Source organism: Bradyrhizobium sp. Ce-3 (assembly GCF_022835695.1).
GTDB lineage: Bacteria > Pseudomonadota > Alphaproteobacteria > Rhizobiales > Xanthobacteraceae > Bradyrhizobium.
On sequence record NZ_BQUV01000008.1, the window covers coordinates 156723 to 168426 of the forward strand.

Here is an 11704-nt window from a genome sequence, read left to right on the forward strand (position 1 = left end):
CTTCAGCAACTTGTTCGGCAACCTGTCCAGCAACTTGGGTCGACGCCTGCACTGAAACCTCCCTGTCGCAGCCCTTTGGGCTTGTTGTGTTGAGGAACTTCCCGCTCAGGCGGTCTTGCGCTGCCCAGCGGCCAGCTGCGCGACGATCTCCTCCTCGACCTCGCGCACCTTGTCCTTGCCGAAGAAGATCTCGTTGCCGACATAGAAAGTCGGTGAGCCGAACGATCCGCGAGCGACCGCGTCGCTGGTATTGTCGATCAGCTTCTTCTTGACGTCGTCCTGCTGGGCGCGGGCGATCAGGCGATCGATGTCGAGACCCGAGGACAGGAAGGCTTCGCGGAACACCTGCGGGTCGTCCATCTTCTTCGGCTCGACCCACATGTGGTGATAGGCGGCACGGAAATACGGCTCGAACACGGTTTCGAACTGCGCGGCCACCGCGCCGCGCATCAACGCCAGCGTGTTGACCGGAAAGAACGGGTTCATGGTGAACTTCGTGATGTTGTGGCGGCGCAGGAAGCGCTCGGTCTCGAGCGCATTGTATTCGGGCTTGTTCTTGATGCCGCGCAGGGACTCGCCGGGCGACATGTTGCCGGTCGCCTTGTAGACGCCGCCGAGCAGCACCGGGATGTAGTCGAACTTCACGCCGGTGCGCTTCTCGATCGCGGGCAGCGCGAGCTCGGCGAGATAGGCGTTCGGACTTCCGAAATCGAAGTGGAATTCGGCCTTGAGCGGAGCAGCCATGGAACGCCCTTCCCTTCGATGAGCGGCCATCGCCTGTCGCCGCCGGTTGATCGTGGCCCGGACCATAAGTTCTATTTTAGAACTGTCAATATGATATTTGTCATCCAATGACCGCTCCTTGGCCGCTATCGAGGCATCCTATTGAAACCATATGAGTTCTGTTTTAGAATTTGAGTTGCGACGCCGTCGCAGACCGCAGGAGACGATGATGAAATGGGATGCTCTCGAGGAGGAGCCGTGCTCGCTGGCCCGCACCGTCGCCGTCATCGGCGATCGCTGGAGCCTGTTGATCCTGCGCGAGTGCTTCCTGCGCATCCGCAGGTTCGACGACTTCCAGGCATCGCTCGGCATCACCCGGCATCTGCTCGCCGACCGGCTGAAGAAGCTGGTGCGCTTCGGCGTGCTGCGCAAGATTCCCTATCAGGACGCGCCGAAGCGGTACGAATACATCCTGACGCAGAAGGGCCTCGACCTCTATCCGATCATCATGTCGATCGTGCACTGGGGCAACATCCACATGGTCGATGCGCGCGGCCGGCCGTTGCTGCACGAACACAAGACCTGCGGGAAGATGTTCGACCCTGTCATGGTCTGCTCGGAATGCGGCGAGCCGCTGAGCGCGAAGCATGTCCACGTGCATCCCGGCCCCGGTGCTCGGAAATCGTCGCCGGTGCACGCCAGCGCGCGGGAGCGGGCCAAGCGCGCCGCTGAATCGAGCTAGATATCAGCTCATTCAGCGTGACGGCGCGGCCATCAGCACGACATCGCCGCCGAGCAGGCAGCCGACCGGACGGCCGCCGGCAAAGCCGATGCGGACGCGGATTTCCGACAGACGGCCCATCGCCCTGCCCTGCAGGATGCGGATCTCCGCGTCATTCGGCGCGACCAGGCCATAGTCGAGCAGGCCGAACGCCAGCGCCGCAGCAGCGATACCCGTTGCGGTATCCTCCCGATAGCCGGACGAGCGCGGGAATTGCCGCGCCTCGAACAGGCGCGCGTCGCGGTCGATCACCGCGAACGGATAGAGCCCGGTCGAGCCGATCCGGCCGCACACCGCCTCGACGGCCTCGGCCGACGGATCAAGCGCGTTCAGCGCCTCCGGCGAGCGCATCTGGATCAAGGTCTTGATCCGCGAGGTGACGGCATTGCAGGGCATCGCCGCGCCGACCGCATCGGGCCCGACCGCGAGCGCGCGGAGCACGTCATCGCGCTGGCTGGCGGTGAGCGGAACGGTCTTGCCGGCCGGCTGGGTGATCTCGACGCTCGGCTCGCCATTGCGATCCCGGCCGATGAAGCCGGTGACCGGGCCACTGCGGGTCGAGATCCGGATCGTATCGCCGGGCAGCTTGCCATGCCGCGCCAGCAGCCACAGCGCGCCGATGGTGGCGTGGCCGCACATCTCCATTTCATGGTTCGGCACGAAGAAGCGGAACGTGGCGTCGGAATCGCGGCTCTCGGCCGGCAGCACGAAGCCGGATTCGTGACCATGGCGTCGGGCCACGTCCTGCATCTCGGATGCGCTCATGCCGCTGGCATCGACCACGATCGGACAGGGATTGCCGCCCTGCCCGTCCACCGTGAACACGCTGACCAGTTCCGCTGTCGTCATGATGCCGCCCCCTGCCTCACCGCGCCTACTTGACCAGCATCGCGCCGGTTTCCGGATGCTGCAACCAGCCGAGCAGCGCCTCGTGGAAGCGCGCCGGCGCCTGGATCTGCGGCGAATGGCCGAGATCGGGGAATTCGATCAGCTGCGCGTGCGGAATCCGCTTGGCGGCTTCCTTGCCGAGCACAGGATAATTGCCGAGCGTCTTGCGGAGCTCCGGCGGCGCGGTGTCCTTGGCGATCGCGGTGGTGTCCTTGTCGCCGACGAACAAGAGCGTCGGCGGCTTGATCTGCTCGAATTCGTAGAACACCGGCTGGGTCGCGATCATGTCGTAGAGCCGCGCCGAGCTCGACGCCACGGCGGCGCGGCCCTCCCCGCGATACATGCCGGCCAGCATCTGCACCCAGGTCTCGTAGGATGGATCCCAGGTGTCGGCATAGTAGGTGGCGCGCTCATAGGCGCGGATGCTGTGGGCGGTGACGCGGGTCTCGCGCTGCATCCAGCCGTCGAGGCTGAGCCACGGCACGCCCTTGGCCTTCCAGTCCTCGAGCCCGATCGGATCGACCAGCACCAGGCGGTCGGTGGCCTCCGGATACATCAGCGCGTAACGCATCGCCAGCATGCCGCCGGTCGAATGGCCGACCATGATCGCATGTTCGATCCCGAGCGACGCCAGCAGCGCGCGGCTGTTGCCGGCGAGCTGCTGGAAGGTGAACTGATAGCGTTCCGGCTTGCTGGATTTGCAGAACCCGATCTGGTCGATCGCGATCACGCGATAACCGGCGGCGCTGAGCGCCTTGATGGTGCCGTCCCAGGTGGCGGCACAGAAATTCTTGCCGTGCAGCAGCACCGCGGTCTGGCCATTCGGCGTCGCCGGCTTGACGTCGAGATAGGCCATGTCGAGCGGCTGCCCCTGCGAACTGAAGCGGTAGTGCTCGACCGGATAGGGATACTCAAAACCCTGCAATTCCGGTCCGTAGGCCGGCTCGGCGGCCGATTGCGCCGATGCGTTGGACGAAGCGAGCGCGACGGTCGCCGCGACGGCAAGAAACAGGGCTTTCAGGTGCATCTCGGCCAATCCAGAACTCAGGGGCGATTGCGTGATGCCGTAGCCGAACGTGTGGGCGCCATCCAGCGTCCAGCGATGATTTGTTCGTGATCGGCCGTGAATCTGCGACGAGTACGTGAAATTACGCCGGATCGAACGCCCGGATCGGCGGCAGGTTGCCGTTGAAACGCTCGACCTCAACGGTCGTCAGTTGCCCGGTGCAGCCCTGCGCGAAAGATGACGTGCCGATATCACGCGTCAGCACGTTCGGATTGCCGTGCACGCAGAGCGGCGCTTCCTCCTCGGGGTCCATCGGATCGTACCAGGCGCCGGTCGGCAGCTGCACCACGCCTGCTGCGATGCCGTCGGTGACGTGTACCGCGGCCAAGCAAGCCCCGCGCGCGTTGAAGATGCGGATGATGTCGCCATCGGCAATGCCGCGCGCCACAGCATCGCGCGGATTCATGCGCGCGACCTCGCGGCCGCGATGCTTGGCATCGAGCGAATGGCCGCCGAAATCGAGCTGGCTGTGCAGCCGCGTCACCGGCTGGTTGGCGACCAGGAAGCACGGCGCGCCGGGCTTTGGCGTGTCGGTCTTTTCAAGCCAGACCGGATGGCCCGGGCAATCCGCATCGCCGTGACCGGCGATCTTCTGCGAAAAAATCTCGATCCGCCCGCTCGGCGTCGGCAACGGGCGTGCGACGGGATCCTCGCGGAAGCGGCGCAGCGAGCCGCCGTCGTCGAGATGCTGCGGCGCCACCAGGCTGCCGCGCGCCCAGAACTCATCGAAGCTGGGCGCTTCCAGCCCGCGGGCGGCGAGCGCCTTGCGCGTCGGCTCATAGAGATGTTGCAGCCACTCGCGCGAGGTGCGGCCCTCGGTGAACGGCTCGCGGGCGCCGAGACGATCGGCGAGATCGGCGAAGATGTCGTAGTCGTCGCGGGCGAGGCCGAACGGCTCGGCGATCCGGTGCATCGCGACCATCAGGGGATCGTTGGTGGAATAGCCGATGTCCTCGCGCTCCAAGGTCATCGTCGAGGGCAGCACGATGTCGGCGTGGCGCGCCGTGGCGGTCCAGGCGAGTTCGTGCACGACCAGCGTGTCGAGCCGCGCAAACGCCTTACGCAGGCGGTTGAGGTCCTGGTGATGGTGGAACGGATTGCCGCCGGCCCAATAGACCAGGCGGATATCCGGATAGGTCCGGGTCTCGCCATTGTAGCGGTACGTCGTGCCGGGATTGAGCAGCATGTCGGCGATCCGCGCCACCGGAATGAAGTCGGCGACGCCGTTGCGGCCCTGGCCGAGCGTCGGTCCGGGCACCGCGTTGACGCGGCGGCCGTAATAGCCGATCGCGCCGAGCGAATAGGCATAGCCGCCGCCGGGCAGGCCGATCTGGCCGAGGGCTGCCGCCAGCACCATGCCCATCCACACCGGCTGCTCGCCATGCTCGGCGCGCTGCAGGGAGTGCGACACGGTGATCAGCGCGCGCCGGCCGGCAAGCCGCCGTGCCAGCGACGTGATGGTGCCGGCATCGATGCCGCAGATCGCCGCGGCCCATGCGGCGCTCTTGGGCACGCCGTCGCTTTCGCCCATGAGATAGCGCAAAAACACCGGCCAGCCCTCGGTGTAGCGATCGAGGAAGGCCTGATCGTGCAGGCCTTCGCTGACCAAAGTGTGGACGAGGCCGAGCATCAGCGCGGTGTCGGTGCCGGGGACAGCGGTCAGCCATTCGGCGCCGGCCTCGACCGGCAGATCGTCGCGCAGCGGGCTGACCAGCACGAACTGGCAGCCGCGGCGGTACGCCGCCTCCATCGCGCCGCGCTCGACATGCTTGCTGATCGAGCCGCCGGCCACCATCGAGTTCTTCAGCGCCATGCCGCCGAACGCCAGCACGATGTCTGTCTCGGCCGCGATCTGCTCCCAGGTGACGTTGCGCTTGGTGATGTCCTCGTAGCCGGTGAGGATCTGCGGCAGCAGCACCGAGGACGCGCCCGAGGAATAGGTGTTCACCGAGCGCACATAGCCGCCGAGCGCGATGTTGAGGAAGCGATGCACCTGGCTCTGCGCGTGGTGGAAGCGGCCCGCGCTGGACCAGCCATAGGAGCCGCCGAACACCGCGCCGGGGCCGATCGTGTCGCGGATGCGCCCAAGCTCGCCGCCGAGCAGGTCGATTGCCCTTTCCCAACTGACGGAGACGAACTCGTCGCGGCCGCGGCGATCGTCGGGACCGGGGCCGCGCTCGAGCCAGCCGCGGCGGATCGCCGGCTGGCCGATGCGCGCCTGGTGGTGCAGCGCGCCGGGGAAGTTGTTGATGATGCGGTTCGGATCGGGATCGCCGCCATAGGGCCGGACTTCGAGACCTTGTTGGCCGAGCCGCGCCGAGAACACGCCCCAATGCGAGGTGTGCGGCTTGAAACCATCGGACAGATCGAGGCCGGGATCGGGGAAGCCAATGGTGTCGCTCATCGGGTCTCGCTCATCTGTCAGGCCGCGCCTGGGTCGCAACGTTCTGGGCAGTATAATGATCCAGCCGGCGCGCGGTACCCGAAAGCACTGATATCGACGTGCCGTGCCGGCATGACTGCGCCTGACGGCGGCGGAACTACCCGCCGAGGGGCGCGCGGCCAAAATATCGAAAACAACCCCATGCACAGTAAGCGGCCGGCTGCCGGCGCTCGACGTGGCACCTTGACACGTCGGGCAACTCAGGGGTACATTTCCAATATTCCGAAATCTTGCAAGCACCCCTCGCCCGCCACAGCGGCGCGACGATTGCGCTTGCGACCAAAACCCCCTCCCCACCATCGACATCGCGCCGGCACCCGCAGCGAGCGATCGCCTGCGCGCACGCCGCGCGCGCCCAAGGACCATCGACATGACCACCGCACCTGACATCGCCGTGCCGACGACCACCGCCGCCCCCGTCCCGCTCCAGACGGCGACACCGCGCATCAAACTCTCGCGGCGCGGATACGCGATCGACCATCCCGACCGGAAGCTCGGCGAAGCGCTGATGGCGAACGCGCTGGGCGCCGCCGATCGCGACGCGATGGACGGCATCCTGCGGCAACTGGTCAAGGCCAGCGTCAGCGGCGGCAGGCCCTGCGAGGTCAACCTCGCCTTCATGATCTCGATGGTGAAGAGCCTTGGCCCACGGGATTCCGTCGAGGCGATGCTGGTGGCGCAGATGGTGTCGGTGCATGTGATGGCGATGCGCTGCGCCCATCACCTCGCGCATGCCGACGACCTCGCCCAGCACGACAGCGCCGCGCGGGCGCTCGGCCGGCTCACCCGCACCTTCCCCGCCCAGATCGACGCGCTCAATCGGTATCGCAGCCAGCGCGAGCCCGCCATCACCGTGCAGAACGTAAAGGTGGAAGACGGCGGCAACGCCATCGTCGGCACCATCACCCAGCATGCGAACGTGATCGTCTCCGACCAGCCCCCGGCCGCCGCGGCGCGCGCGCTGAGGCCCGCGGGCGCCCGGCGACGGCACGATGCCGCCGACGCCGGACAAAACGCCCAGGCATGAGCGATCACACCAGAACCACCGGGGCGATGCGGGCGAGCCTGCGCTGCGGCGCCAAGACCCGCAGCGGGGGCGCCTGCCGCGCACCGGCGGTGCACGGCAAGACGCGCTGCCGCATGCATGGCGGCGCAAAGGGATCCGGCGCGCCCAGGGCCAACCGGAACGCGCGAAAGCATGGGCTGTTCACCGGGGATGCGATCGCGGAGCGGAGGGAGATACGGGTGCTGCTGGAAGAGGTGAGGAAGGCGCTGGAGGGGATGAGGTGATTGGTAACGGCATACTAGGCTCATGCGCAATTTAGACGTCGTCCGAGCGTGGTTCCACGCCGCACATGTTGCCCCCAAGCCGCGATAGAACGTCTCCACGACGACGAGGCTCGACAGTGCTCGCTTGAACTCGAGGTCGGCTTGCCGCGGCTCGGTTTTCGGTGCAGGACTGTAAAGCAGCGGCGGCGTGATGACGGTGCGTCGCTTCCTCCCAGGGCCTAAATGGCCCCCGACTCGCCTCGAAATGCCTGCTCGGCCGAATCAGGTAAGAAGGTTGGGTGGGCTAAGATGGATCTGGGGCGCCAATGAATGGGCCAGCAATACTCGCTCGAACGCTATCGTCAGCGAGCATCCGCGACCGCTATCATAATGCGTGGCAATATCATTCGCGCAGCGATCATCATTCGAAGGTTGCTTGCTGGGGAGTCATTTTCGACTTGATGATCTCCACCCCCCTCCTTAGGCGCCATGTGGAGGCGGGCACCGTCTGTTTCGGCATCAATCACGAAATGCGCGACTTCGTACACGATCGAAAGAAGAATCTGGATCTCGTGCTCTGCACGCCTGGGGGGCCCGCGACGAATGAGACTTTGGAGAGCATTGCGGAAGACTACGGGATCGACCTGACGGACGGGGAACGAACGGCATTCGAGGGGCTTCCAAGGCTTGCTCGTGCTCCAGTTGGCTCAGTCCTCATGGCGCTCGAAGCCAAAGCCTGCATGACGGCACACCAGCGTGCTCTTCCCCGTCTATATGACGAGCTGAACTCGTCCCATCTCACGGTGCATGGTGCGAGCGATCAAGCGATTGCCGTCGCGTTCACCATGGTGAACGTCGCTGATACTTATCTCAGTCCTGATCTGAACAAGAAGAACCGATCGGATGATCCGGAATGGAGCCGGCACAAGCAGCCACGAGACGCCCAGCTCGCAATCGACAAGATCAAGCAACTACCGCGTCGTTCGAAAGTGGGCGACGTTGGCTATGACGCTATCTCGATTGTGGTCATAAAGATGGCAAACGATGGAAGCGACGTTGAGCTCATGGGCGGACCACCGTCACCGCCCAAGGGCGACATCTACAACTATGAAAACATGATCGCCCGGCTATCAGGCATCTACGCTACGCGCTTCAAGGATCTTGGTTAGTTTGCCTCGGATTTGATCCTCTTGACACTCCCATACGACGATGACGCGATAACCTGCCCGCAGGAGACGCGCTGTGTTTCGTGCATCTCTGCGTCTGTTGTCCCGGAACTTGGCAACCCAAAAATCGCGATTTGATTTGGGAATCGTCGCCCTGGCGCAACCCTTGTGATGGTGCCAAAAGCAGCCATTGACGAAGACGGCCCAGCGTTTCGAGCGGTTCGCAAAATCAGGGCTCCCAGGAAGCGTCTTTACGTTCTTGCGATAGTGAGCTCCCAGATCGCGCAGCACGGTCGAGACCATCGTCTCGATCTTCGTACCCTTCCGCCGTACCCGCGCCATTCGTGCGGAAGTTTCGGGATCAGGGCGCCGTGCTTTCATTCCGCGGCAACGGCGAACTTCGCGTGCTCAAGGGCGTCCATCCGGAGGAGATGCTCCCGAAGTCGATCTTGAAAGCCATCTGCAAAGCGGAGCTTGGCTCGCTCGGTTCGAGAAAGGAATCCCCTCGTGGCACGCGCTGAAAGAGGCTTTCCATCGTGACGGAGAAATTGTGTCAAGACAGGCCGCGCTTCCCATTTCGGGTAAGAGTTGATGCGGACTGCATGCCTGCCATTGCCGTCATAGCGTGCCGCCGTAGGCCACCGGCCGTTCTCAGGAAGCGCGCCATCTCGACCGGCATCATACTTGCCGGGTCGAGCCAAACGTTTGCCCAACCACGCTGCAACGGAAACCGTCACGGCGTTCCCGACGAGCGACCAGCGAAGCGACGCACGAGTTACCTGCTCTGCTGGACGGGTCCAATTCTCCGGAAAGCCTTGCAGCCGCTCTGCGTCTCGAATGTCGGGTGTAATGACATCCCCTGACGGCAATAGGATCGCGGGAGGAGAAGCTATCCCAACGGTCGAGCCGTTCTTCAACGTAGGAATAGAATCAGGAGCCCACCCGAGGCCACGTAATCCTTCGGTCCAGTAGAAGCCGTGGGCGTAAGCATCGAGATTGGTTGGACGCACACTTGGCACAGCTTCGTCCGTTAGAACGACCGAAGCTGGATCGACGTCAGTCGTAGTCGCGACGAAGAGCACCCGCTCCCGCCGTTGCGGCAAGAATGAGAGGCTATTCACGACGCGGTAGGCCCAGCGATAGCCGCGCTCCTCAAACGCTTCGACCAGGGTGCGCATGCCGCTTCCCTTGTCTAGCTGTAGCATGAACGAAACATTCTCAAGCACGACCCACGGCACACGCCGACGGTCGAGTAGACGAAATATTTCACCCACCAAGCCCGACCGAGCCCCCCCAATACCCAGAGTTCGACCTGCCTGACTGAGATCCTGACAGGGGAATCCGCCTGTTATCAGTTCGACTTCCTTCGGAAGGGACTTGAGGTCTCGAACGTCTCGCTCGCACGGCACGCCAGGCATCCTAGCCGCTAGGACAGCTCGAGCGGGCTCCCAAATCTCGCATAGCAGGCTGGGCTCATGCCCCGCGGAAGCAAGGCCCCGCTCCAGCCCCCCGATACCGGCGAATAGCCCCGCAACCTTCACTTTCAACCCCAACCCAACGAATCGAGCACATCTGCCGCAGACGAGCATTGTTCTCATTTCGTTCCAATTCCGTCAATCCAAGACCGACGGTTTTCGACAAGAAGAAATGGTGAGAATTGACGGAATACTGATCGCACCCCTAACCGCTCGACGAAGCAAGTAGCCCACATGAGCGCAGCGGGGGCCGGACCATTCCCCGGATGTCGCTGCGCTCATCCGGGCTACGCTTGCTGATAAGTACGGATGTCACAGCACAGCACCGGTTATCGCGCACCAATGTCTGGGATGACGTTTCGGTCTGGATCATCGAAATAGAACAACATGCGACCCGGGATATGTTCAATTTCCAAGTTGGCAATTAAGAACGCGCGGCTACCAAAGGTGGCGTGCCACTTCGCCCGAGCTTGTTTCCAGTCCGTGAACTCGCAAAAATCCTGTTGCGCAATTTGGCAAGGATCTGCCGGCGGGTTCTTCTGGGAAAACCCGAGCGGGTGCCAATCCGGGTATAGCCCGCCAACCATGTCGCGTGATGCGAATGCTCCGCAGAAATACGCCTGTGCGAGCTTGCAATAGCGTGGATAGAGGTCCTTGAAGTTATCCAACTTGTATGTCCAGATTTCGTGATTTTTGATGTCCTTCACTTGGTCCTTGTCGAGCTTGCCAGGATCAGAAAAAAATCGATCCTTTAGGTCAATGGCTCCTCGCCCCTCGACCTCGCTGACGATCTGAATTAGGCCCCTTGCGTTCGCCGGATAGAGCCGCGTCTTTAGGGGAAATATGATCGCGGATACGTACTGCCCTGGCGTATAACTGGCACCAATTTTCTCCAGCGCTTCCCGGACGGTGTACCCCCTTAGTTCGTTGTAGTCCGCAACGAATGAGAACTCTTGTTGCGAGGGTCCAAGCCGCTTCAATCGATCGATGCTGAGTTCGGGATGCGCTACGGGATCGTAGGCAATTAGCCGAACAACATAGTCAACGCGCGCATTTGTCGTCAGATCGTCGAAAGATTTGTCGACCGATTTGGTCTTGATCGGGTTTTGCGAAACGTAAAAAAGAGCAAGCGCGGGCCCGGACGCTGAAAACAACATGCCTCCGAACAAGCAAACAAACAAAGAAACCTTGACGAAAGTCGACAATTCGTCGGGTTTTGATTTTACTGCCAAGTAAGCCATCATAGCTGTCAAGAGAAGCAGGAACAGGCCGACGGCGGATAAGATCGCCGTCGATGATGAAGCGAGAACAAGATTGAAGGTTTCGCTCAAAGCAGTAACAAACTGTTCCATAATGCACCTCTTCAATATCCCTTAAAAAGATACACTATAGATTGCACTGAACTTCAATGCAACCTTGGCAAAATTGTCTATGACCCAATTTGTTACGAAATCCAGTTTGATGGTCGGATCGGGTTATCGAGAGGACGGGTCTCTCTCAGGTCGTGAAGGGATGAACCGCCAGTTACCTGCGGCGATGGTCCGGGCCTAATCCACCGATCCCGTGCTTCGTTGCCTTGTCCACGACAATATGGCCGAATTTGCGGGAACGACGTTCAACACAATTCCCGCATGCACACCGAAATATTGCCGACAGGCGAATACCGAAGCGCTAAGCCGCCTACTCTCTCGACGTAGCGCACTCCCGAGTGAAATCGCGCCCAGCCTCAGCCCTGAGATGGCCGTGCGAGCCGCGAGACAAAGGGAGCGTTGAGAGGAAGTCAACACCTTGACGTCCGCACATTTGAGGCAATACATGACGATTATCATATGAAACAGACCCGACGCGCGAGCAATCTCGCCTCCCGGCCACGCCGGTCCGCACCAAGACCAC

At 62.6% G+C, this 11704-nt stretch carries 11 protein-coding genes; 4 read left to right on the forward strand and 7 right to left on the reverse strand.

The features are described 5' to 3' along the window. Nucleotides 1–105: 105 nt before the first annotated feature. Nucleotides 106–744: a 2-hydroxychromene-2-carboxylate isomerase gene (locus BRSPCE3_RS26240; protein ID WP_244069184.1), complete on the reverse strand. Its 639-nt coding sequence runs from the start codon at nucleotides 742–744 to the stop codon at nucleotides 106–108. Nucleotides 745–952: 208 nt separating this feature from the next. On the opposite strand from BRSPCE3_RS26240, the gene BRSPCE3_RS26245 reads away from it, so the two are divergent. Further along, on the forward strand, nucleotides 953–1465 hold the full coding sequence (locus BRSPCE3_RS26245) for a helix-turn-helix domain-containing protein (protein ID WP_244069185.1): 513 nt from the start codon (nucleotides 953–955) through the stop codon (nucleotides 1463–1465). A gap of 12 nt (nucleotides 1466–1477) precedes the next feature. Here the strand turns inward: BRSPCE3_RS26245 and BRSPCE3_RS26250 are convergent, their stop codons facing one another. The 3 genes from BRSPCE3_RS26250 to BRSPCE3_RS26260 form a co-directional block, all read right to left on the reverse strand. After that, nucleotides 1478–2353, reverse strand: a complete 876-nt coding sequence (locus tag BRSPCE3_RS26250) for a PhzF family phenazine biosynthesis protein (RefSeq protein ID WP_244069186.1) — start codon at nucleotides 2351–2353, stop codon at nucleotides 1478–1480. A gap of 25 nt (nucleotides 2354–2378) precedes the next feature. Further along, on the reverse strand, nucleotides 2379–3419 hold the full coding sequence (locus tag BRSPCE3_RS26255; protein ID WP_244069187.1) for an alpha/beta fold hydrolase: 1041 nt from the start codon (nucleotides 3417–3419) through the stop codon (nucleotides 2379–2381). A 121-nt stretch (nucleotides 3420–3540) separates the two neighbouring features. After that, nucleotides 3541–5862 carry a molybdopterin guanine dinucleotide-containing S/N-oxide reductase gene (locus BRSPCE3_RS26260; protein WP_244069188.1) on the reverse strand — a complete coding sequence of 774 codons (2322 nt, stop codon included), beginning with the start codon at nucleotides 5860–5862 and terminating at the stop codon, nucleotides 3541–3543. A 409-nt stretch (nucleotides 5863–6271) separates the two neighbouring features. Between BRSPCE3_RS26260 and BRSPCE3_RS26265 the strand changes: the two genes are divergently transcribed. The 3 genes from BRSPCE3_RS26265 (at nucleotide 6272) to BRSPCE3_RS26275 (ending at nucleotide 8339) form a co-directional block, all read left to right on the forward strand. Then, nucleotides 6272–6928, forward strand: a complete 657-nt coding sequence (locus BRSPCE3_RS26265; RefSeq protein WP_244069189.1) for a hypothetical protein — start codon at nucleotides 6272–6274, stop codon at nucleotides 6926–6928. Further along, entirely contained in the window at nucleotides 6925–7191 is a 267-nt protein-coding gene (locus BRSPCE3_RS26270) for an HGGxSTG domain-containing protein (protein WP_244069190.1), read from the forward strand. Before BRSPCE3_RS26265 ends, BRSPCE3_RS26270 begins: the two co-directional genes overlap by 4 nt. A 437-nt stretch (nucleotides 7192–7628) precedes the next feature. After that, nucleotides 7629–8339, forward strand: coding sequence for a hypothetical protein (locus BRSPCE3_RS26275; RefSeq protein ID WP_244069191.1), 711 nt, complete (start codon nucleotides 7629–7631; stop codon nucleotides 8337–8339). On the opposite strand, the gene BRSPCE3_RS26280 is transcribed toward BRSPCE3_RS26275, so the two are convergent. The 3 genes from BRSPCE3_RS26280 to BRSPCE3_RS26290 form a co-directional block, all read right to left on the reverse strand. Further along, a complete protein-coding gene (locus tag BRSPCE3_RS26280) occupies nucleotides 8301–8717 on the reverse strand; it encodes a very short patch repair endonuclease (RefSeq protein WP_283843169.1) in 417 nt (138 codons plus the stop codon). The genes BRSPCE3_RS26275 and BRSPCE3_RS26280 overlap by 39 nt on opposite strands. After that, complete coding sequence (locus BRSPCE3_RS26285) at nucleotides 8714–9934, reverse strand: DNA cytosine methyltransferase (RefSeq protein WP_309296337.1); 1221 nt, start codon at nucleotides 9932–9934, stop codon at nucleotides 8714–8716. The genes BRSPCE3_RS26280 and BRSPCE3_RS26285 overlap by 4 nt, the downstream gene beginning before the upstream one ends. A gap of 206 nt (nucleotides 9935–10140) precedes the next feature. Next, nucleotides 10141–11163 carry a hypothetical protein gene (locus BRSPCE3_RS26290; protein ID WP_244069193.1) on the reverse strand — a complete coding sequence of 341 codons (1023 nt, stop codon included), beginning with the start codon at nucleotides 11161–11163 and terminating at the stop codon, nucleotides 10141–10143. Nucleotides 11164–11704: the final 541 nt, after the last annotated feature.

Excerpts from the sequence above, each read along its gene's own strand:
- BRSPCE3_RS26280 (WP_283843169.1), bottom strand. The coding sequence starts at position 8,717 with ATGAAAGCACGGCGCCCTGATCCCGAAACTTCCGCACGAATGGCGCGG.
- BRSPCE3_RS26240 (WP_244069184.1), bottom strand. The coding sequence starts at position 744 with ATGGCTGCTCCGCTCAAGGCCGAATTCCACTTCGATTTCGGAAGTCCG.
- BRSPCE3_RS26265 (WP_244069189.1), top strand. The coding sequence starts at position 6,272 with ATGACCACCGCACCTGACATCGCCGTGCCGACGACCACCGCCGCCCCC.
- BRSPCE3_RS26260 (WP_244069188.1), bottom strand. The coding sequence starts at position 5,862 with ATGAGCGACACCATTGGCTTCCCCGATCCCGGCCTCGATCTGTCCGAT.
- BRSPCE3_RS26255 (WP_244069187.1), bottom strand. The coding sequence starts at position 3,419 with ATGCACCTGAAAGCCCTGTTTCTTGCCGTCGCGGCGACCGTCGCGCTC.
- BRSPCE3_RS26270 (WP_244069190.1), top strand. The coding sequence starts at position 6,925 with ATGAGCGATCACACCAGAACCACCGGGGCGATGCGGGCGAGCCTGCGC.
- BRSPCE3_RS26250 (WP_244069186.1), bottom strand. The coding sequence starts at position 2,353 with ATGACGACAGCGGAACTGGTCAGCGTGTTCACGGTGGACGGGCAGGGC.
- BRSPCE3_RS26245 (WP_244069185.1), top strand. The coding sequence starts at position 953 with ATGAAATGGGATGCTCTCGAGGAGGAGCCGTGCTCGCTGGCCCGCACC.
- BRSPCE3_RS26290 (WP_244069193.1), bottom strand. The coding sequence starts at position 11,163 with ATGGAACAGTTTGTTACTGCTTTGAGCGAAACCTTCAATCTTGTTCTC.
- BRSPCE3_RS26285 (WP_309296337.1), bottom strand. The coding sequence starts at position 9,934 with ATGAGAACAATGCTCGTCTGCGGCAGATGTGCTCGATTCGTTGGGTTG.